Below are 20239 nucleotides of genomic sequence, written 5' to 3'. Positions count from 1 at the left end.
AGATGTGGCAGGGGTAGAGTAGAGGTGTGAGTTTTTCTTTTCCGCTGCACCTGCATATCTTTTCGCTGCATACCTCACCCCTGGCCCAACCTGGATCAGGGGATGCTGGCGGCATGAACGTCTATATTGAGCGTTCTTTGGCGGCTCTCCTTGAGGTCAACCCGCAGCTGACAGTGGAAGTTTTTACGCTGGCAACCGACCGCCAGCAGGCTGGGCAGGTACGGTATCACGAGCGGGCTGCCGTTGCCGCTCTCTACCTACCTGAGGCTGAGGGAGCCCGTAAGGAAGATCTACCTGAGCTGGTTCCGGGGTTTGCTATGGCTGTTCGGGCTATAGCGTCGCGACCACCCCAGGTGGTTCACAGCCACTACTGGCTCTCGGGCCTGGCGGCCCTTGCAGCCTACCCGCAGGTACCACTCGTTCATACGATGCACACCACCGCAGCTGCCAAAAATGCCCGGCTGGGTGAGGGCGAGCGTCCAGAGCCCGAGGTACGTTTGCGTGGTGAGCAGGCGCTGGTCCGTAGGGCCGCCGCTCTAGTGGTCAATACGGAGTATGAGGCAGCCCAGATGCGCGACTTCTACGGGGCACAAGAATCCCAACTGGTGACGGTAGCCCCCGGCGTTGACCTTTCTGTTTTCTCCCCGCGCGAGGGCGTCCGCCCTCTTCATGAGGGGCAGGACGGCGCAGCCCACCTGGTCTTTGCCGGCCGACCCCAGCACCTCAAGGGCCCTCATCTACTGGTCGAAGCCCTCGGCCTACTTCCGCGAGAGCTGAACATTACCCTCGACATCATTGGAACCTCCGGCACAAACTATGAACAGGATCTCGATACCCGAGCAGAAGAGCTGGGACTAGGCGACCGCGTCCGCCTACTTCCCTCGATGCCCACCCCCGACCTCGCCCAGGCTTTCCGAAAGGCCGACATCGTAGCCTGCCCTTCATCCTCAGAAACCTTTGGCCTGGTTGCCCTGGAGGCCTCTGCCTGCGGCACCCCGGTACTCGCTAGCAAGGTGGACGGGCTCAGGGAAGCAGTAGCTGACGGCGTCACCGGTCTGCTAGTAGCCCAGCGGACGCCCGCCGCCTGGGCGGACGCCATCGAGCAGCTTGTGAGAGACCCGCACCTTCGACATGCACTGGGTACCGCCGGGGCCGAGCGCGCTCGCAGCTTTACCTGGCAGGCTACAGCCCAGAACTTCCTTCAGCTCTACCAGACTCTCAACCGCCTCTAGGAGAACCGGATGACCTTTCCAATGACCCGCCAAGAGTTCGCTGACTATCTCAATGCTTCGCGCATCACCGGGAATGTCGCAACAGTCCGTGAAAACAATCTCGCCCATATGCAAGGCTTCGTTGAAGGTAATGAGCACCTAGAATTCGGCGTGAAATGGACCAGGAACTGGACCGTTGACGATATCTTTGAGCTCATGGCCCGCAGGGTTGGCACCAGCGCCGACCCCAACCATAGAGAAGGTCAAGACACGATCAGCGCTGACCTCTGTATCGACGGCCTGACCGAATACGCCCGCATCTTCGGTGATGCTGTTCGTGCAGGCAAAAGTCTGCTCTTTGCAACCGGCCACCCCGCCGGCCTCTTCCCTATCTACGCCCGCCTTGCAGCAGCAGCTAAAGCCCACGGCACGACCGTCCTGACCATCGATGAGGGCGACCGTTTTCTTGACGGCGATATCCGCCAAATCTTTGACGTCATTATGTTCGAGCAGTACGGCAACCTGCAGCACACTCACTTCCCCGGCCCTATGCAGCTAGCGCTCGCCCAGCTTCAAGAACGGGGAAGTACTCCCGGTCTTGTCATCGCCGACCACGGGCTTGCCGGCTATGCGGCCTCCGCTGGGATTCCGACCATCGGTATCGCTGACTGCAACGACCCCGGGCTTTTTGTCTCCGCCGAACAGGGACAGATACTCGTTGCGGTGCCCATGGACGATAACGTCACCCCGCACCTCTACGAACCGGTGATCGATTTTATCCTGCATGAAGCTGGACTTACCCGCTAAGAACACTCTGACCAGCACTAACAAGTTACTTTCAGCTGAAAGTGTGAAGCATATTTCAGGATATCTACCTGCTCTTAAGCCAGCTAACACTGTAGTATTAAAAGCCTAATCGTACAGGTCTGCCCACCTCACTCTCGCACCCGGAGCAGACTCCATCTTTAGGGGAATACACACTAGTGAACGAACAGTACATTGAGGAGCGGTGGGCAGAAACGCGCAACCGCCGCACCTGGCACCCCAAAATTAGGGTTGCTCTCTACCTAGCCGACACTTTGGCTATTACACTCGCTATCACCCTGGCTCATATTGCTAGCTTCGGCTTTCAAAACTCAGAAGTCATGGGACGCACCAACCTGCCTTTAGGATACGTGGGAACAGGTGTAGCCTTTGGTCTTATTTGGCTCTTTGCACTCTCGATTGCTAATAGCCGCAATATTCGCTATCTGGGGCATGGTGTCGATGAGTACCGCTTGGTAACCAAAGCAACGACCTATTTCTTCGCGGTTATCGCAATCTTCTCCTACCTGACCAAGATCGATTTTGCCCGCACCTACGTCATGCTGGCCTACCCCATCGGCATTGTGCTCCTACTCTGTGCCCGCTGGGGCGTCCGCCGCTGGCTCGTTCACTGGCGGTATAAGGGGCGCGCGCTTTCCCGCGTCATGATTATCGGTGACTCAGCCTCGGGCGAGCACCTCTACAAGACCCTCCAGGGGGCCCGCACCTCAGGCCTCTCTCCGGTAGCAGCCTACCTGCCCCGCTCTCGTCCCGGCACCCAGCTCGTCGAGGGGGCTATCCCGACCCTGGGCTACTCGCCCGATGCAGCCGAGGTCCTCAAGGTAGTCCGTGAGAACAATATTCACGCGGTAGCTGTCTCCACCGGCCACGGCCTCAACCCCACAGAACTGCGTCGCCTGGGTTGGGCCTTAGCTGCCGCCCACGTTGCCCTGATCATGGCTCCCGCCATGACCGATATTGCCGGCCCCCGCATCCATACCCAGCCGCTGAACGGTGTGCCCCTCATTCACGTCCACACCCCGCGCATCGAAGGCATGCAGGCTGTGATGAAGCGAGCTATCGACGTTGTAGCATCGGGCCTTGGCCTGATTTTCCTGGCCCCCCTGCTGATTCCGGTTGCCCTGCTGGTCAAAAAGGACGGGGGCCCCATCTTCTTCCTGCAGGAACGCGTCGGCTACCGCGGCGCTCCCTTCCACATGATTAAGTTCCGCTCCATGGTGACCAACGCAGAAGAGCTCAAAAAGGAACTTATGGATAAGAACGAGGGTAATGGGGTGCTCTTTAAGATGGCAGACGACCCCCGTATCACTAAGATCGGTAAGTTCATCCGCAAGTACTCCATCGATGAGCTTCCTCAGCTCTGGAACGTCTTTGTCGGCGATATGTCGCTCGTGGGGCCCCGCCCCCCGCTGCCTTCTGAGGTTGAGCAGTACGAAGAGGACGCCTACCGCCGCCTTCTAGTCAAGCCTGGCATTACCGGTCTCTGGCAGGTCTCTGGCCGTTCCAATCTCTCGTGGGAAGAGTCTATTCGCCTAGACCTCTACTACGTTGAGAACTGGTCGGTGATGAGCGATATCGTCATTCTTTTCCGCACCGTCCGCGCGGTCTTCGCTAAGGATGGCGCCTACTAGGACTCGTATGCAAGAAGGCCGGTTACCGTCAGGGTAACCGGCCTTTGTTATAGGTCTACTTCTCAAGAAATATGGCTACGGCCTCGGGAATATTCTGGGCTACCAGGGTTGGTGGCATGGGGCCAGAAATCCCTGCTCCGTGCACCAGGTCTGCTGCTAACTGATGTATCTGAATGGCGGCGCCCGCTAGCCTGACGTAGTCAGTTGAGAGGGCACCGGGCTTGGATTCTTCTGCCTGATAGCGGGCAAGAAGAGCTCCCAGAATACCGGTGAGAGTATCCCCGCTACCGGCGGTGGCCAGCCAGTGGTTCTCGCTGGTTATCTGAAAGAGCTCACCGGTGGGTGCGGCTAAGATGGTCACACCGCCCTTAAGCAGAACGGTTGCCCGCGTTGCCTGAGCCAGTAGGCGGGCAAAGCGGTACGGGTCAGCTTCGACCTGCTCCCGGCTGGGTGGCTCGGTGAGCTCGGGGTCCACGGCATAGAGCGCGGATGGCGCCAGAGCCAGAAGCCAGGTCAGGGCATCAACCAGCTCGCCGGCGTGGGGTGTCAGAATATGGTGTGACGCCAGCTCTAGCCCATCAGCTACCAGCCGGGCAGCTAGGGATACTGCCCCTGCGTCAATAACAGCCGGCTGCCCTCCTGCAAGGACGGCCAGGGCTTCAGCTTCTCGTGATTCTCCGGCGATACCTGAGCCAAGAGCCCAGGCATCTATGTGTAGTTTCTCGGCTTCGCCCACGCTGCATACAGCTTCAGGCACGGCCAGCTGTACCTGGAAGTTCAGGGAGGACGTTCCAGCAAACCGCACCATGCCGACCCCGGTATTGACGGCAGCCCGGGCAGACATGAGGGCAGCACCCGGGTAGGTATCGCTCCCGGTCAGCAGGCCTAACACCCCGCGGGTGTACTTATGGGAGGAAGAAGTAGGGCAAGTGACATATTGTTCGACGTCCCCGTGGGTCAATTCTTTGGCGCTAACCACTCTAGTTCCCCTCTTCTACCGGGCGAGCTAACAGCAGCCCCCGGGCAGAGGGATCTAAACGCAACAGGTTCAACAGGTCACTGTCGCTCAGGTACTCTGCCACAACGGTTGCGGTAGCTATAGGTTCATCATGGCTCATCGTGAGGTGCCAGCGGTTGATCCCCAGTTCAGCAGCTCGCCGGGCAACCGTCCCTTCTGCGACCAGGTAGGGGGCGCCGTCCGCGCCCTTCTCCACCCAGCAATCCTGCCAGTTCAGACCGGCAGGGGCCCGCAAGGCCTTGGCAGCGGCCTCCTTAGCCGCAAAGCGGGCGGCTAGGGAGCGGACGGGCAACCCCCGCTCCCCCGGCGCAAAGAGCCGCTCCCGTAGGGCTGGGGTACGTTCTAAGAGCTCAGCGAACCGATCTATATTGACCACGTCAGTACCGGTACCAATAATCATAGGCTCTCTCTTCGCTCCTTCTAAAGCATCTTTCTCTTGCCCATTCTACGTTCCCGCCTATCAGTTTAAAGAGCGAACCCCGCACCCTACCGGGTACGGGGTTCCTATCTCTACTCGTGTAGAGAAGCTTTACTCGACGGTTACTGACTTAGCCAGGTTACGGGGCTGGTCAACGTCGTAGCCCTTCGCGTGAGCCACAGAGCATGCAAAGATCTGCAGGGGCACGGTGGACAGCAGGGGCTGGAGCAGGCTGGGTGAGGCGGGGATGCGGATGATGTGATCTGCATGTTCCTCAACAGCGGTATCGCCCTCTTCTGCGATAACGATGGTCACTGCACCGCGAGCGCGGACTTCCTGGATGTTAGAAACAACCTTGGAGTGCAGGGAGTCGCGGCCGTTGGGTGAGGGGACGATGACGAAGATGGGCTGGCCTTCTTCGACAAGGGCGATGGGGCCGTGCTTGAGCTCGCCCGCTGCGAAGCCTTCGGCATGCAGGTAGGCGATTTCCTTGAGCTTCAGGGCGCCTTCCATCGCTACGGGGAAGCCAACGTGGCGGCCCAGGAAGAGCACGGACTTGGCGTCCTTCATAGAGGTGCCGAGATCCTTGACCTGCTGCTCATTGTCGATAACAGCCTGAATCTTCTCGGGCATCTTCTGCAGCTCTTCAAGGATGGTACGGATTTCATCCTTGTACATGTTGCCGCGCAGCTGGGCCAGGTAGAGGCCGAGCAGGTAGGCAGCAGCAATCTGCGAGAGGAAGGCCTTGGTGGATGCAACTGCGATCTCGGGGCCCGCGTGAGTGTAGAGAGCTGCATCGGATTCACGGGGCAGAGTTGAGCCGTTGGTGTTACAGATTGAAATAACCTTGGCTCCCTGTTCCTGGGCGTGGCGCACTGCCATGAGGGTGTCCATGGTTTCGCCGGACTGGGAGAGGGCAACGACCAGGGTCTTCTCATCTACGATGGGGTCACGGTAGCGGAACTCATGGGCCAGCTCGACCTCGGTGGGGATGCGGCACCAGTGCTCGATAGCGTAGCGGGCTACCTGGCCAGCGTAGGCGGCGGTACCACAGGCGACAACGATAATCTTGTTGACGGAACGCAGGGTGGCGTCGTCAATCTTAAGTTCGTCGAGGGTCAGGTTACCCTTTTCGTCCAGACGGCCCAGCAGGGTATCGCGCACGGCTGCGGGCTGCTCGTGGATTTCTTTCTCCATGAAGGAGTCGTAGCCACCCTTTTCAACAGCAGCGGCGTCCCACTCGATGGTGAATTCCTTGCCGTTGGCGGGGAAACCTTCGAAGTCGATGATGGAGTAGTCGCTACCGGTGATGGTAACAATCTGGTCCTGGCCCATTTCGACTGCCTTCTTGGTGTAGTCGATGAAGCCAGAGACGTCTGAGCCCAGGAAGTTTTCGTTTTCGCCCAGGCCAATAACCAGGGGTGAGTTGCGACGGGTTGCTACGACACGATCAGGGTGGTCAACGTGGATGACCAGGATGGTGAAGGCGCCTTCAAGGCGGTTTGATGCCTGGCGGACGGCTTCGGTGAGGTCCTTGTTCTCCAGCTTGTTGTAGATGGAGGCAATCAGGTTAGCTGCAATTTCAGTGTCGGTCTGTGATTTGAACTCACAGCCTTCTTCAACCAGTTCAGCGCGCAGCTCTGCGAAGTTTTCGATAATGCCGTTGTGCACAACTGCCAGGCGGCCGTTGTCTACAACGTGCGGGTGAGCGTTATTGTCGGTAGGGCCACCGTGGGTAGCCCAGCGGGTGTGACCAATACCGATAGTGGTAGCAGGCAGCGGGTTAGCTTCTACTTCAGCTTCGAGATTAACAAGCTTGCCTGACTTCTTACGGAATTCAATGCCGTTATCGCCAATGAGGGCAACACCGGCTGAGTCATAGCCGCGGTATTCCTGGCGGCGCAGACCTTCGAGAACCACATCGTATGCGGTATGGTCAAATTTCTTACCGTCTGCGGCAGTGCCGAGACTTACGTATCCTACGATTCCACACATGGTATTCATCTTACATCTAAGAATTCATTGCCCTACTGCTGTCTTCGCCACAGTGTCGCGATCTGTCTTTTCCCTTTAGACCGTCGTCATATTAGGCTCGCTATCTACACCCCTCTAGACTGTTGTAAATGAGCATATCTGCGCTTTCTTCCAAATATTCTCCGTTCACGGAGCTAGACCGGGATACCTGGTCCCGACTCGCTAGCGAGATCTCAGTTCCGCTGACAGAGGACGAGCTGCAACAGCTACGCGGGCTGGGTGAGACCATTGATTTGGAGGAAGTGGCACAGGTTTATCTGCCTATTTCTCGCCTGCTCAACCTCTATGTCAATGCAGCCGCGAGCGCTAACCACATGACTAACGACTTTTTAGGTCTTCAAGGCCAGAAAGTTCCTTTTATTATCGGCGTGGCAGGGTCAGTAGCTGTCGGCAAATCAACTACCGCCCGCGTCCTGCAGGAGCTGCTTCGACGCTGGCCCTCAACCCCGAACGTCCAGCTGGTAACCACCGACGGCTTCCTCTACCCCAATGCCGAGTTAGAACGCCGGGGGCTTATGGGACGCAAGGGTTTCCCAGAGTCCTACGACCGCCGTGCCCTCTTGAGGTTTGTGTCAGAAGTGAAGTCAGGTGCTCCCCTCGTCACCGCCCCTAAGTATTCCCACCTCTACTACGACATCGTAGAGGGTGAGCGCATTGAGGTTACCAGCCCCGACGTTCTCATTGTCGAGGGCTTAAATGTATTGGCCCCGGCCAAGCTTGATAGCGAGAAAAGCTCGGCACTAAGCCTGGCTGACTTCTTTGATTTCTCTATCTACGTTGATGCTTCTACCAGAGATATAGAGCACTGGTATGTGCAACGCTTCCTGAAGCTCCAGCGGTCGGCTTTCACCAACCCCAACTCCTACTTCAAACGGTATGCCGACTTGTCAGAGGACGCAGCGGTTGAGCTGGCTTTGAGCATTTGGCGCTCTATCAACGAACCTAACCTGCGAGAGAATGTGCGCCCCACACGTGGGCGAGCCCGACTGATCTTGAAGAAGTCCCATGATCACAAGATTCGTAAGGTTCTGTTACGGAAGAACTAGGTATGCGCTCTTATTTTTCACAGTTTCGCTGGCTTTAGCGAGCTACCTCATAGCCCTGTCATACTTCATGCCGAGGCAGCGCAAGCAGCGCACCGCATGTTTGCCGATGCCTCTGCAGCGGGTGCCCCCATGGTCGCTCTCAGCGGTTACCGGTCGTATGAGACCCAGCAGGGAACTTATGCCAGCTGGGCTGCCCAGTACGGTACAGATCATGCAGATGTGGCTTCTGCCCGCCCGGGTTATTCGGAACATCAAACGGGGCTTGCCCTCGATATCGGAACCGGTGGCGCCTGCGACCTCCAGCCCTGCTTCAAAGACACGGCAGCTGCCCTATGGGCAGCCGAGAACGCCCACCGCTATGGATTTGTGGTGCGCTACCCCTGGTGGCACCACGAGACCACCGGCTATTGGTATGAGTCCTGGCACCTGCGTTATATCGGCATTGAGGAAGCCACCGCGCTAAAAGAATCTGGATTTGAAACACTAGAAGATTTCTGGGGTACGGGGCCCGCCCCCACCTACTAAGAAACGGGTACCGGCCGGCGGGTTGATGACTGGAAACCTACAAATTTTTAGCATAAGCTGATAGGTTACCCCCGCCTGTGAGTAAACCCACTGGTTTACAGCGAAAATTTCAGCTCAGACTGGTGTTCACCACTGGCAGAAAACGCTATTCTTGAACTCATGCTTAGTGGTTTTAAAGATTTCATCACCCGCGGTAACGTCATCGACCTCGCAGTCGGTTTGATCATTGGTACCGCCTTTACTGCAGTTGTTAACGCTCTTGTTGAGTCCGTCATGATGCCCGCCATCGCGATGCTGACCGGTGGAGATATCTCCTTCGATCAGTGGCTAGCATTCGGCGACGTCAAAATCGGTGTCTTCCTAACCGCAGTTGTTAACTTCCTCATCGTTGCAGCAGCCCTGTACTTCTGCATCGTTATGCCCATCAACAAGTTCAACGAGCGTCGTGCTGCCAAGCTCGACCTTGAAGAAGAGATTGAGGAAGAGGATCCCCAGGTTGCTCTGCTGAAGGAAATCCGCGACGCTCTGACCGTCAAGTAATTTTCTATCCTTTGATAGAGAAAGCCCCGGTAGTTACCTACCGGGGCTTTCTCATGCCCTGTTCTTTTTGCACAACCGGAGAAAACAACTTCTCACACCGGTTAGACAAGTATAGGCTTGAGCGCAAAAAGCCGGGCCCCGCTCCCCCGGTGAGGGAAAACAGGGCCCGGCAGAGGCTAAGAGGAGGCTACCTTAGATAGCGAGCTCACGAGCCACAACATCGGCTAGAGCCTGGGCGGTTGCATCTGCAACTTCCTGGGTCTCAGCTTCAACCATGACGCGCACCAGGGGTTCGGTACCCGAGGGGCGAAGCAGAACTCGACCGGTATCGCCCAGCTGGGCCTCGGCGTCCTTAATCGCTTCTTGCAGGGGCACACAGCCAGCAACGCCAGCGCGGTCAACGCCCTTGACGTTGATCAGCTTCTGGGGGGTTGCCTGCATGCGGTTAGCCAGCTCAGAGAGGGGCAGACCGGTACGGGCCATTTCAGCAGCCAGATGCAGACCGGTGAGCACGCCGTCACCGGTAGTGGCGTGGTCCGACATAATCACGTGGCCCGACTGCTCACCGCCCAGGTTAAAGCCATTCTTGTTCATGGATTCCAGCACGTAGCGATCGCCCACAGCGGTGCGCTCTAGCTTGATGCCGTGTTCCTTGAGGAAGATTTCCAGGCCCAGTGAAGACATGACCGTGGCGACCAGGGTGTCGTCCTTGAGAGTGCCTGCTTCCTTCATCGACAGCGCAAGAATCGACATAATCTGATCGCCATCGACCAGGTTGCCCTGCTCATCGACAGCCATACAGCGATCGGCGTCGCCGTCGTGGGCAATACCCAGGTCAGCGCTGTGGCGAACAACCGCTTCCTGAAGCTTCTCGGGGTGGGTCGAGCCCACACCGTCGTTGATGTTAATGCCATCGGGTTCAGCACCAATCACAAACACCTTGGCGCCCAGGGTGCGGAAGGCATCGGGAGAAACCCCAGAGGAGGCGCCGTTAGCACAGTCCAGTACAACCTTAAGGCCGTTAAGGCGGCGGTGCTCGGGCATGGTTGAGACCAGATGGGTGACGTAGCGGTCTTCACCATCAGTCAGCGGACGGACGCGCCCCACCTCACCGTGGGTGGGGTAACGGAAGTCCTTGGAGCGGTAGAGGGCCTCGATGGCGTCCTCAATCGCATCATCCAGCTTCTTACCACCGCGAGCCAGGAACTTAATTCCGTTGTCTTCAGCCGCGTTGTGGGAAGCAGAAATCATGACGCCGAAGTCGGCTTCTGTACTTGCCACTAGGTAAGCCGCGGCGGGGGTAGGCACCATACCCGCGTCGAGCACGTCAACACCTGATGCCGCAAAGCCTGCGGTCATTGCCGCGCCAATGAACTCACCAGAGATACGGGAGTCATGGGCGATAACAGCCTTGGGGCGGACACCTTCTTTAACCGTATTGAACCCAAGGACGATGGACGCGGCCTGCGCAAGCTCCATAGCAAGAGCAGGAGTAATCACTTCGTTAGCGAGGCCGCGAACACCGTCGGTTCCGAATAATCTAGACATTACTGATTATTCTACGCGCTCAGTTCTATTTTTCTTCGCGTAAGACGGGGAAACCCTCAGGGTTTTCGGGCACATCGTCTTCTAGAACGTCTGATCCCTTACCCACGATGAGCGGGTCGGTGGAACCGACCAGGGCGTGGTCCTTATTGGGGTAGTCGAACTGGTTGAGCACGTGGCGCATGGCTTCGAGGCGGGCGCGCTTCTTGTCGTTAGACTTCACGACGGTCCATGGGGCATCGCCGGTGTCGGTATAGAAGAACATAGCTTCTTTAGCCGCGGTGTAGTCATCCCACTTATCGAGGGAGGCCAGGTCGGTAGGCGATAGCTTCCACTGGCGTACGGGATCGGTGCGGCGGGAATTGAAGCGGGCTAGCTGTTCTGCACGGGTAACGGAGAACCAGAACTTAATGAGTTTGACGCCGGAGTTAACCAGCATGCGCTCTAGTTCGGGGACCTCACGCATAAATTCGTAGTATTGCTGGGAGGTGCAGTAGCCCATGACGCGCTCGACGCCTGCGCGGTTGTACCAGGAGCGGTCCATGAGCACGATTTCGCCGCCGGAGGGCAGGTGCTGGATATAGCGCTGGAAATACCACTGGGTCTGCTCAACGTCGGTGGGCTTTTCCAGAGCAACGACGCGGGCACCGCGGGGGTTGAGGTGTTCCATAAAGCGCTTGATGGCGCCGCCCTTACCCGCTGCGTCGCGGCCCTCAAAAATAATTAGAACCTTCTGGCCGGTTTCCTTAACCCAGAGCTGGAGCTTAAGGAGCTCAATCTGCAGAGCTCGCTTTTCCTTCTCATATTCCTTGCGGGAAAGCTTCTTGTCGTAGGGGTAGCCAGCCTTCCAGGCGTCCGACTTCTCGCCGTCACCGCTAAGTTTCTTGGTCAGAGATGAAATTTCGTCGAGCTCTGCGCTGTAGTCCTCTACGACCGATACGCGGCGGGTCTCTTTGGTGAGAGCCGCTTTAACTGCTTCTTTCTTGGAGTCAGTTGCCTGTTCGGGGGTAGCCTGCTCCGCAGCATCGGTGCTGGGAGTTTCTACGTCGGCTGCGGCGTCCTTGCCTGCGGCCTTGGTGGAGCGTGAATTGCGAGTGGTGTTCGAAGATGCCATGGGCACCCTTTCTCTCGTGTGTATGTTCCACATCTATTTTAGGCATAAGACGTGAGACACCCCACTGTTACACGTCTTTTGACCCTAAGCCGGGTAAGGCAAATGCCCCATTTCTGCAAAGAGAAATGGGGCATCTGACAACAAATCTGAGCAGTAGGCCCAGTAATCGTAGCTTAGCGCTTTGAGAACTGTGAAGCCTTGCGTGCCTTCTTAAGACCAGCCTTCTTACGCTCGATAACGCGAGCGTCGCGGGTCAGGAAGCCTGCCTTCTTCAGGGCGGGGCGGTTGTTCTCAGCATCAATCTCGTTCAGGGCACGAGCAACGCCAAGACGCAGAGCGCCAGCCTGGCCGGAGGGGCCGCCACCTGAGATGCGGGCGAAGACGTCGTAGGCGCCTTCGAGTTCAAGCAGCTTGAAGGGGTCGTTTACTTCCTGCTGGTGCAGCTTGTTGGGGAAGTAGTTGTCGAGCTCGCGACCGTTAACGGTCCACTTGCCGGTACCGGGTACCAGGCGGACGCGGGCAACGGCTTCCTTGCGACGGCCAACAGCCTGACCACCAACGGTCAGTGCAGGGCGGGCAGCCTTCTCAGCAACGGGTGCTGAGGACTCGGAAGTGTAGCTGGTGAGCTCTTCTTCGGTGGTGTACTCTTCGTTCTGAGCCACGATGTCTCCTTTAATAGTTCTTTCGTAGGCCCGAATTACTGGGCAACCTGGGTGAATTCGTAGGTCTTGGGCTGCTGAGCTGCGTGGGGGTGCTCGGAACCTGCGTAGACCTTGAGGTTCTTGAGCTGCTGGGCAGCCAGCTTGTTCTTGGGGAGCATGCCCTTAACAGCCTTTTCTACGGCGCGAACGGGGTTGGTTTCCAACAGTTCGGCGTAGTTGACTGACTTCAGACCACCGGGGTAACCCGAGTGGCGGTAGGCACGCTTCTGCTCAAGCTTGGCACCGGTCAGTGCAACCTTTTCAGCGTTGATGATGATGACGGAGTCACCCATGTCAACGTGGGGTGCGAAGGTGGGCTTGTGCTTGCCGCGCAGCAGGATTGCGGTCTGGCTTGCGAGACGGCCGAGAACAACATCAGAGGCATCGATGATGTGCCACTGGCGGTTGTTGTCGCCTGACTTCGGAGTGTAAGTGCGCAAAATTTCGCCTTTTCTCGTTTCTTGTAGCGCTAGTTGGGTATCGCGCTGGTTTACATAGGTGCGTTTACGCAGGGTTTGGGTGAGGGCCAAACGCATCTGCGGTACCGATTTCCTCAGACCTCTTGTTCCCCGTTATTGTCCTGCAACTAGACCGAAGAACAGGGTACGAAATGAGGGCGGCATACGCACAACGTATGAAACTATACAGAGTTTAAGTCTCTTAATCCAGGGCTTAGCCCTTTAAAGACGGGGTTTTGACTGACCTCACGTTTAAATCACAGGCTTGTGATTTAGAGGGTTCGCAGGTTTCGGGCTTTCTCGCTTTGGGCTGCGTAGCCGGACGCCTCGGGGTAGGTGATGGAGGCTAGGGCCAGACCGCGCGGGGCAGCTAGACGCACCTGGGAGTCTCGTACGGGCTCTTCGATGCGGGAGATCAGCCAGGCTTCGTCCTTTTTCCCCTCCCCCACCATCACCAGTGAGGCGATGAGGGTTCGCACCATATTGTGGCAGAAGGCGTCTGCCCTGATGTTTGCTTCGATGAGGCCGTCCGTCCGCCGCTCAAACCGAAGTTCGCGCAACTCGCGAATCGTGGTGGAGCCTTCGCGGGGCTTACAAAAGGAGAGAAAGTCGTTGAGTCCCAAGAGGTTCTGGGCAGCACGGTTCATCAGATCTATATCGAGTACGGGGTTGATTTGCCAGGCTACCTGCCGGTTCAGCGGGTTACTGCCCTTCTCTTCTTGCCCGTCTTCAAGCAGGTAACGGTAGGAGCGTTCGAGGGCCGAGAAGCGGGCATCGAAATCGCTTGGGGCCTCCTGGCATCTACTGACCGTGATCGCCCGCTGCATATATCCCTGCAGACGGGATGGTATTCCAAGTTGTACCTCAGCATCTGCCAGAGCCCTGCTGAGCGCCCCGCGCAATTTGCGGCGGAGGGCGGACGCCGGTGCGTCCTGGCTGCGCCCGGGTAGCCGCTCCCAGGCGTCCTTGGCAAGGTCGAAGTGCACCACCTGGTGCAGGGCGTGAACTCCGGCGTCGGTTCGCCCGGCTACCGTCGTGTAGACAGGGCGGCGGAAGATAAGGGCCAGGGCTTCTTCGAGGACTCCCTGAACGGTGATAAGCCCCGGCTGCTTGGCCCAGCCTGCGAAGGGGCCACCGTCGTAGGCAAAATCAAGGCGCACGCGTACGCGGGGCTCGTATAGCTGCTCGGGGGTTTCGGTCACGGCTCTCCTTAGAAGGCGGGGTACAGGCTCACTCCACTTTACCCGCTACAGACAAAGGCGGCCCTCCCCCGTGTGAGGGGAAGAGCCGCCTTTTATCTACCGGTGACTAAGAATTAGTCTTCGGAGATGGTCTGTGCTGCTGCACCACCGGCAGGTGCGTAACCTGCTGCTTCAGCTGATTCCTTGGTGTCGAACCAGATTTCAGCCTGGGTGTTTGCGTACCAGCGTGAGCCGGGTACGTGGTACTTCATGGAGTCAGCGTTGCCCTTGATTTCGAAGCCCTCGGGAGCTTCGCCGTTCTCGGTTGCTGCGTGTGCGCCTGCGGGCAGGTCTGATGACTCGGCTGCTGCGGGTGCTGCGGCCTTGGTCTCTTCTGCTGCGGGTGCTGCGGTCTCTGCTACCTTGGTAGCTTCTGAAACAGCTGCTGCGGTTGCAACGGGCTCCATGACCAGTTCGATAACTGCCATGGGGGCGTTGTCGCCCTTGCGGTTACCGATCTTGGTGATACGGGTGTAGCCACCGGGGCGCTCTGCCATTGCGGGGGCAATGACGGTGAAGAGCTCGTGGACTACGGTCTTGTTACCGATGGAGCGCAGGACGCGGCGGCGTGCGTTGAGGTCGCCCTTCTTTGCGAAGGTGATCAGACGCTCGGCGACGGGGCGCAGACGCTTTGCCTTGGTAACGGTGGTGGTGATGCGCTTGTGCTCGAAGAGCTGCTGAGACAGGTTGTTCAGCATGATGCGCTCGTGGGTCGGTGATCCGCCGAGGCGGGGACCCTTAGTGGGAGTAGGCATAATTTATTCTCCTGGTAAGCCGTTCCTTACTGCCTCACGGCAGGGGAACCAAAGATGTTTGACTGGTGTAACGCGTGGAAGCGTTGACTGCCGGTGTCTTAGTAGTCGCTGCCGTAGCTGTCGTCGTCCTGCAGGCGGGCTGAAAGGTCCATTCCGGCGGGTGAGTCCTTGAGGGACAGGCCAAGCTCGGTGAGCTTTGCCTTGACTTCGTCGATGGACTTGGCACCGAAGTTGCGGATGTCCATGAGGTCTGCTTCGCTGCGGGTCACGAGTTCACCCACGGTGTGGATGCCTTCGCGCTTGAGGCAGTTGTAGGAGCGGACGGTCATGTCCAGGTCTTCGATGGGCAGAGCCAGGTCTGCGGCCATTGACTCGTCAGCGGGTGACGGGCCAACTTCGATACCTTCAGCGGCGGTGTTGAGTTCACGGGCCAGGCCGAAGAGCTCAACGAGGGTGTTGCCTGCTGATGCGACTGCGTCGCGGGGAGCAATTGCTTCCTTGGTTTCGACGTCCAGGGTGAGGGAGTCGAAGTCGGTGCGCTGCTCAACACGGGTCGCGCTGACGCGGAAGGTGACCTTAAGGACGGGTGAGTAGATGGAGTCGACCGGGATGCGGCCGATTTCTGCGTCACCTGACTTGTTCTGTGCTGCCGAGACGTAGCCGCGGCCGCGTTCGATGGTCAGTTCTGCGTTGAAGTTTGCGCGGTTGTTGAGGGTTGCGATGTGGAGGTCCGGGTTGTGGATCTCGACGCCTGCGGGCACCTCGATGTCGCCTGCGGTGAGTTCACCTTCGCCCTGCTTGCGCAGGTAGGCGATGACGGGCTCGTCGTTCTCTGATGAGATGGAGAGCTTCTTGATGTTCAAGATGATCTCGGTGACGTCCTCGGTCACACCTTCTACAGTGCTGAATTCGTGCAGCACGCCGTCGATGCGGATGCTGGTTACAGCGGCACCGGGGATGGATGAGAGAAGGGTGCGGCGGAGGGAGTTACCCAGGGTGTAGCCGAAGCCGGGTTCGAGGGGCTCGATGGTGAAGCGTGAACGGTTTTCCGATACGTGTTCTTCACGCAGGATGGGGCGCTGTGCAATGAGCACTATGTTTCCTTTCGGTGAGCATCCGCTATATGAGCTCACAGGTTGGGAAAAACGAGTGAGGAAGCAGACGAAGCAGTCTGTTCATTGACCTGCAACTGGTAGGTTGCTGGTCGCCCGATGTTCGGGACGCGTCTAGCCGGTGGGGCTTAGACGTGGCGGCGCTTCGGAGGACGGCAACCGTTGTGGGCAACGGGGGTGACGTCCTGGATGGAGCCAACTTCGAGGCCGGTAGCCTGGAGTGAGCGGATAGCGGTTTCGCGACCGGGGCCGGGGCCCTTGACGAAAACGTCTACCTTGCGGACACCGTGTTCCTGAGCGCGCTTTGCAGCGGTCTCAGCGGCCATCTGAGCTGCGTAGGGGGTTGACTTGCGTGAACCCTTGAAGCCCATTTCGCCGGCGGATGACCAGGAAATAACAGCACCAGAGGGATCAGTGATTGAAACGATGGTGTTGTTGAAGGTTGACTTGATGTGTGCCTGACCGGCAACAATGTTCTTGGAAACCTTGCGGCGGCCGGTACGCTTGGCCGCTGCGCGAGTCTTGGGAGGCATTTTTGATTCTCCTACAAAGTTTTGGTTGAAGTGTTGGTCTTACGCGATGTGCAAGACTGAGGCAACACTGTTTACTTCTTCTTACCTGCGACGGTACGCTTCGGGCCCTTACGGGTACGGGCGTTGGTCTTGGTGCGCTGGCCGTGTACGGGAAGGCCACGGCGGTGACGCAGACCCTGGTAGCTACCGATTTCTACCTTGCGGCGGATGTCGGCAGCAACCTCGCGGCGAAGGTCACCTTCAACCTTGTAGTTGCCTTCGATGAAGTCACGAAGAGCTACGAGCTGGGTATCGTCAAGGTCCTTGACGCGGGTGTTGGGGTCAACACCGGTTGCAGCAAGCGCTTCTTTTGCACGGGTCTTGCCCACGCCGTAGATGTAAGTAAGAGCAATTTCCACGCGCTTTTCGCGGGGAATATCGACTCCAGCGAGACGTGCCATGGGGCGTTCTCCTTGTTTTCGCAGAGGTCTGTGACATCACTGCCCGGTTGTCCCGGTCCCCGGCCTCTGTGCCCGGAGGTATCCTGCTTTATTAGCAGGAGCGGTGCCATTTTCTGTTGTGCCACCTGGTGGGGTGGTCTTGTCAGCGTTGGCTAGTGTTTAGCCCTGGCGCTGCTTGTGGCGCGGGTTTTCGCAGATCACCATGACCACACCGTGACGGCGGATCACTTTGCACTTGTCGCAGATCGGCTTAACGCTCGGCTTGACCTTCATCGCATTCCTTTGCGTTGATGTTTCAGCTAATGCTTTGGACGGGCGAGGTAAGAGGTTCTATGTCCGGCTAGCCGGTGGGAGAACTGTTTACCCCTTTTACACGGCGTAAACGCCGCTGCTTAGCGACGTTTGCTGCTCGTGTTTACTTGTAGCGGTAGACGATACGACCGCGTGAGAGGTCGTAGGGGCTGAGCTCGACTACTACTCGGTCCTCAGGCAGGATTCGAATGTAGTGCTGACGCATCTTGCCTGAGATGTGGGCAAGTACCTTGTGTCCGTTGTCTAGCTCAACGCGGAATGATGCGTTGGGCAGTGCTTCGACCACGGTACCTTCAATCTCGATGACGCCGTCTTTCTTGGCCATATCCTCCGCTTTACTTTCGTGCTCCCAAGGTGTCTTGGGGGCTCTTGGTAGTGTTTTTTCTGTGTTCGGTGCGTTCTCCCGGGTTCGGGTACCGCTCCGCTTGCGTACTAAACGCATGGCACAGACAACCAACAAACTAATATACGGCAAAAGCCCCGGAATGTTAATGGTTTTCGCAAAACATAGCGAGCTTCACATTAAGGTCCGGGGCTTAAGCGCAGGAGCAGGACGCTTCGGCAGCCAGCTGACCAGACTCCCTACAACTGAGCACAGCAGATGCGCTGTCAGCCTGCTGGCTGGGGCTGGCGTGAATCGCTCGTGAGCGTTAGCGAACCAGCGAGAGGGTCAGCAGGCAAAAGCGCATCTGCTGTGCATCAGCATTTAATCTTCCTTAGCAGCAAGCTGGCCACAGGCACCGTCGATGTCACTTCCGCGGGTATCGCGTACGGTGGTGGGGATGCCGTGGGCGCGTAGGCGTTCGACGAAGTTTTGTTCGACGCCCTTGCGGGAGGCTGTCCATTTGGAGCCAGGGGTGGGGTTGAGCGGGATGGGGTTGACGTGTACCCAGCCGCGGCCACGGGAGGCGAGTTTTTTGCCGAGGAGGTCGGCGCGCCAGCCCTGGTCGTTGATGTCGCGGATGAGGGCGTATTCGATGGAGATGCGGCGGCCGGTGGTGCGGTAGTAGTCGTAGGCAGCGTCGAGGGTTTCGTCGACTTTCCAGCGCTGGTTGATGGGGATGAGTTCGTCGCGCAGTTCGTCGTCGGGGGCGTGGAGGGAGAGGGCTAGGGTGATGGGGAGTTTTTCTAGTTCGAATTTGCGGATGCCGGGGACGAGGCCGACGGTGGACATGGTGATGCCGCGGGCTGAGATGCCGAGTCCTTCGGGGGCGGGGTCGATGAGGCGGTGGACGGCGCCCATGGTGGCTTTGTAGTTGGCGAGGGCTTCACCCATACCCATGAAGACGATGTTGGAGACGCGCAGGGGGCGGGTGTCTTCGGAGCCGCCTTCGGCCTGTTCGAGGCCTTTCATGTCTTTGAGGTAGCGGGCGCCTGCGATGACCTGTTCGACGATTTCGGCGGTGGAGAGGTTGCGGGTGAGGCCCTGCTGGCCGGTGGCGCAGAAGGGGCAGTTCATGCCGCAGCCTGCTTGGGATGAGATGCACATGGTGACGCGGTTGTCGTAGCGCATGATGACGGATTCGACGAGGGCTCCGTCGAAGAGGCGGTGGACGACTTTGAGGGTGTCGCCGCCGTCGGCTTCGAGGGTGCGGACGGTGGTGAGCAGCTGGGGCATGGCGTCGGCGACCATTTTTTCGCGTTCTGCTGCGGGCAGGTCGGTCATCTGGGCCGGGTCGTTGACGAGGCGTTCGAAGTAGTGTTTGGAAAGCTGGGCGGCTCGGAAGGGCTTGTAGCCAAGTTCTTCGAGGAAGGCGCGACGGCCGGCCATGTCGAAGTCTGCGATGTGGCGCGGGGGTTTGCCGCGGCGGGGGGCTTTGAGGATAATTTGGCCGGGTTCGGGGCGGGCGCTGGAGATTTCCAGGGGGACGCTGGTGGTTTCGGTCATGGCTGCTGCTTTCGGTGCGATGCGGGGCGGACGCTGGGGGTTGGGTTGTGCGGTTTAGGCGGGGATGGGTTTGACGGTGACGCCGAGTTTGGAGAGTTCGGAGGCGCCGCCGTCCTCTGCGGTGAGAACCCAGATACCTTCGGAGTGCACGCAGACGGAGTGTTCCCACTGGCAGGCATCTCCCCCATCGACGGTTTTGATGGTCCAGTCGTCGTCGAGGGTGACGGTTTCAATTGAACCGGTCACGAGCATGGGTTCGATGGCGAAGGCCATGCCCTTTTTGACGCGGGGGCCGAGGTCGCGGGCGGCGTAGTTGAGGACGTCGGGGGCCATGTGCATGGAGGTACCGATGCCGTGGCCTACGAAGTCTTCGATGATCCCGTATTTGTCGCCGGTTTCTTCCCGAACGAAGTTTTCGATGGCGAAGCCGACTTCACCAATTTTTTTGGCGGTGGCGAGGGCTGCGATGCCGTGCCAGAGGGCTGCGCGGGTTATTTCTGAGAGCTCACGGCGGGCGTCTGAGACCTCGCCGATGAGGGCGGTACGGGCTGAGTCGCCGTGCCAGGTGGTGCCACGGGCGTCCTGGACGGTAGCACCGCCGTCAATGGAGATCATGTCCCCGTCGTGCAGGACGCGGGGGCCGGGGATTCCGTGAACGACCTCGTCGTTGACTGAGGTGCAGATGGTTGCTGGGTAGTCGTAGTAGCCCAGGAAGTTGGAGCCCGCGCCGTGTTCAGCGAGGACGCCGCGGAAGACCGTATCGAGCTCGGCGGTAGTGACACCGGGGGCAGCAGCTGCTACCGCTGCGTCCAGGGCACGAGAGGTAATCACACCTGCTCTGGCCATTTCAGCAAGCTGGCGGTCTGTTTTGTATTCGATGCGGCGCATAGTG

General features: G+C 58.5%; 22 protein-coding genes. 6 read left to right on the top strand and 16 right to left on the bottom strand.

The features are described 5' to 3' along the window. Positions 1-26 precede the first annotated feature (26 nt). The 3 genes from ACEE43_RS00425 (at position 27) to ACEE43_RS00415 (ending at position 3667) form a co-directional block, all read left to right on the top strand. Positions 27-1232, top strand: a complete 1206-nt coding sequence (locus ACEE43_RS00425) for a glycosyltransferase (RefSeq protein ID WP_449107470.1) — start codon at positions 27-29, stop codon at positions 1230-1232. A gap of 9 nt (positions 1233-1241) precedes the next feature. Continuing rightward, entirely contained in the window at positions 1242-2018 is a 777-nt protein-coding gene (locus ACEE43_RS00420; RefSeq protein WP_449107469.1) for a phosphatase, read from the top strand. Positions 2019-2194: 176 nt separating this feature from the next. Next, a complete protein-coding gene (locus ACEE43_RS00415; RefSeq protein ID WP_449107468.1) occupies positions 2195-3667 on the top strand; it encodes a sugar transferase in 1473 nt (490 codons plus the stop codon). Positions 3668-3722: 55 nt separating this feature from the next. On the opposite strand, the gene ACEE43_RS00410 is transcribed toward ACEE43_RS00415, so the two are convergent. The 3 genes from ACEE43_RS00410 to glmS form a co-directional block, all read right to left on the bottom strand. Further along, a complete protein-coding gene (locus ACEE43_RS00410) occupies positions 3723-4646 on the bottom strand; it encodes an ADP-dependent NAD(P)H-hydrate dehydratase (protein ID WP_449107467.1) in 924 nt (307 codons plus the stop codon). A gap of 1 nt (position 4647) precedes the next feature. Continuing rightward, a complete protein-coding gene (locus ACEE43_RS00405) occupies positions 4648-5085 on the bottom strand; it encodes a holo-ACP synthase (protein ID WP_449107466.1) in 438 nt (145 codons plus the stop codon). A gap of 129 nt (positions 5086-5214) precedes the next feature. Beyond that, a complete protein-coding gene (gene glmS / locus ACEE43_RS00400) occupies positions 5215-7098 on the bottom strand; it encodes a glutamine--fructose-6-phosphate transaminase (isomerizing) (RefSeq protein WP_449107521.1) in 1884 nt (627 codons plus the stop codon). Positions 7099-7226: 128 nt separating this feature from the next. Here glmS and coaA point away from each other — a divergent pair, with 128 nt between their 5' ends. From coaA to mscL, 3 genes are all read left to right on the top strand, one after another. Continuing rightward, complete coding sequence (gene coaA / locus ACEE43_RS00395; RefSeq protein WP_449107465.1) at positions 7227-8183, top strand: type I pantothenate kinase; 957 nt, start codon at positions 7227-7229, stop codon at positions 8181-8183. A gap of 12 nt (positions 8184-8195) precedes the next feature. Next, complete coding sequence (locus tag ACEE43_RS00390) at positions 8196-8708, top strand: M15 family metallopeptidase (RefSeq protein ID WP_449107520.1); 513 nt, start codon at positions 8196-8198, stop codon at positions 8706-8708. A gap of 159 nt (positions 8709-8867) precedes the next feature. Beyond that, positions 8868-9248 carry a large conductance mechanosensitive channel protein MscL gene (gene mscL, locus ACEE43_RS00385; RefSeq protein WP_431463369.1) on the top strand — a complete coding sequence of 127 codons (381 nt, stop codon included), beginning with the start codon at positions 8868-8870 and terminating at the stop codon, positions 9246-9248. Positions 9249-9440: 192 nt separating this feature from the next. On the opposite strand, the gene glmM is transcribed toward mscL, so the two are convergent. The 13 genes from glmM to map form a co-directional block, all read right to left on the bottom strand. Continuing rightward, complete coding sequence (gene glmM, locus ACEE43_RS00380) at positions 9441-10796, bottom strand: phosphoglucosamine mutase (protein ID WP_237204780.1); 1356 nt, start codon at positions 10794-10796, stop codon at positions 9441-9443. 25 nt (positions 10797-10821) lie between these two features. After that, complete coding sequence (ppk2, locus tag ACEE43_RS00375) at positions 10822-11907, bottom strand: polyphosphate kinase 2 (protein ID WP_449107464.1); 1086 nt, start codon at positions 11905-11907, stop codon at positions 10822-10824. 173 nt (positions 11908-12080) lie between these two features. After that, a complete protein-coding gene (rpsI, locus tag ACEE43_RS00370) occupies positions 12081-12569 on the bottom strand; it encodes a 30S ribosomal protein S9 (RefSeq protein WP_135013062.1) in 489 nt (162 codons plus the stop codon). A 35-nt stretch (positions 12570-12604) separates the two neighbouring features. Further along, positions 12605-13048, bottom strand: a complete 444-nt coding sequence (rplM, locus tag ACEE43_RS00365) for a 50S ribosomal protein L13 (protein ID WP_135013063.1) — start codon at positions 13046-13048, stop codon at positions 12605-12607. Positions 13049-13338: 290 nt separating this feature from the next. Continuing rightward, a complete protein-coding gene (gene truA / locus ACEE43_RS00360) occupies positions 13339-14268 on the bottom strand; it encodes a tRNA pseudouridine(38-40) synthase TruA (protein WP_449107463.1) in 930 nt (309 codons plus the stop codon). A 113-nt stretch (positions 14269-14381) separates the two neighbouring features. After that, positions 14382-15062 (bottom strand): 50S ribosomal protein L17, sunset domain variant, encoded by a 681-nt coding sequence (gene rplQ / locus ACEE43_RS00355; protein ID WP_237185998.1) that lies wholly within the window; start codon positions 15060-15062, stop codon positions 14382-14384. A gap of 98 nt (positions 15063-15160) precedes the next feature. Then, positions 15161-16156: a DNA-directed RNA polymerase subunit alpha gene (locus ACEE43_RS00350; RefSeq protein ID WP_135013066.1), complete on the bottom strand. Its 996-nt coding sequence runs from the start codon at positions 16154-16156 to the stop codon at positions 15161-15163. A 146-nt stretch (positions 16157-16302) separates the two neighbouring features. Beyond that, on the bottom strand, positions 16303-16707 hold the full coding sequence (rpsK, locus tag ACEE43_RS00345) for a 30S ribosomal protein S11 (RefSeq protein WP_083090739.1): 405 nt from the start codon (positions 16705-16707) through the stop codon (positions 16303-16305). 71 nt (positions 16708-16778) lie between these two features. After that, positions 16779-17147, bottom strand: a complete 369-nt coding sequence (gene rpsM, locus ACEE43_RS00340; RefSeq protein ID WP_083090738.1) for a 30S ribosomal protein S13 — start codon at positions 17145-17147, stop codon at positions 16779-16781. 159 nt (positions 17148-17306) lie between these two features. Beyond that, the gene (gene rpmJ / locus ACEE43_RS00335) at positions 17307-17420 is read right to left on the bottom strand and encodes a 50S ribosomal protein L36 (RefSeq protein ID WP_004005257.1); all 114 of its coding nucleotides are present in this window, start codon (positions 17418-17420) and stop codon (positions 17307-17309) included. A gap of 142 nt (positions 17421-17562) precedes the next feature. Next, positions 17563-17784 (bottom strand): translation initiation factor IF-1, encoded by a 222-nt coding sequence (gene infA / locus ACEE43_RS00330; RefSeq protein ID WP_083090737.1) that lies wholly within the window; start codon positions 17782-17784, stop codon positions 17563-17565. Positions 17785-18165: 381 nt separating this feature from the next. Next, positions 18166-19347: a 23S rRNA (adenine(2503)-C(2))-methyltransferase RlmN gene (rlmN, locus tag ACEE43_RS00325; protein WP_237185997.1), complete on the bottom strand. Its 1182-nt coding sequence runs from the start codon at positions 19345-19347 to the stop codon at positions 18166-18168. A 54-nt stretch (positions 19348-19401) separates the two neighbouring features. Continuing rightward, a complete protein-coding gene (gene map / locus ACEE43_RS00320; RefSeq protein WP_449107462.1) occupies positions 19402-20235 on the bottom strand; it encodes a type I methionyl aminopeptidase in 834 nt (277 codons plus the stop codon). Positions 20236-20239: the final 4 nt, after the last annotated feature.

Source organism: Rothia sp. 11254D007BW, assembly GCF_053548195.1.
This window is presented reverse-complemented; position numbering and strand designations above follow the sequence as displayed.

Bases quoted from the DNA above. Each gene is read 5' to 3' on its own strand.
- coaA (WP_449107465.1), top strand. From the start codon at position 7,227: ATGAGCATATCTGCGCTTTCTTCCAAATATTCTCCGTTCACGGAGCTA.
- rlmN (WP_237185997.1), bottom strand. From the start codon at position 19,347: ATGACCGAAACCACCAGCGTCCCCCTGGAAATCTCCAGCGCCCGCCCC.
- ACEE43_RS00405 (WP_449107466.1), bottom strand. From the start codon at position 5,085: ATGATTATTGGTACCGGTACTGACGTGGTCAATATAGATCGGTTCGCT.
- map (WP_449107462.1), bottom strand. From the start codon at position 20,235: ATGCGCCGCATCGAATACAAAACAGACCGCCAGCTTGCTGAAATGGCC.
- rpsM (WP_083090738.1), bottom strand. From the start codon at position 17,147: ATGGCACGTCTCGCTGGAGTCGATATTCCCCGCGAAAAGCGCGTGGAA.
- rpmJ (WP_004005257.1), bottom strand. From the start codon at position 17,420: ATGAAGGTCAAGCCGAGCGTTAAGCCGATCTGCGACAAGTGCAAAGTG.
- rpsK (WP_083090739.1), bottom strand. From the start codon at position 16,707: ATGCCTCCCAAGACTCGCGCAGCGGCCAAGCGTACCGGCCGCCGCAAG.
- rplQ (WP_237185998.1), bottom strand. From the start codon at position 15,062: ATGCCTACTCCCACTAAGGGTCCCCGCCTCGGCGGATCACCGACCCAC.
- ACEE43_RS00420 (WP_449107469.1), top strand. From the start codon at position 1,242: ATGACCTTTCCAATGACCCGCCAAGAGTTCGCTGACTATCTCAATGCT.
- glmM (WP_237204780.1), bottom strand. From the start codon at position 10,796: ATGTCTAGATTATTCGGAACCGACGGTGTTCGCGGCCTCGCTAACGAA.
- ppk2 (WP_449107464.1), bottom strand. From the start codon at position 11,907: ATGGCATCTTCGAACACCACTCGCAATTCACGCTCCACCAAGGCCGCA.
- infA (WP_083090737.1), bottom strand. From the start codon at position 17,784: ATGGCCAAGAAAGACGGCGTCATCGAGATTGAAGGTACCGTGGTCGAA.
- glmS (WP_449107521.1), bottom strand. From the start codon at position 7,098: ATGTGTGGAATCGTAGGATACGTAAGTCTCGGCACTGCCGCAGACGGT.
- mscL (WP_431463369.1), top strand. From the start codon at position 8,868: ATGCTTAGTGGTTTTAAAGATTTCATCACCCGCGGTAACGTCATCGAC.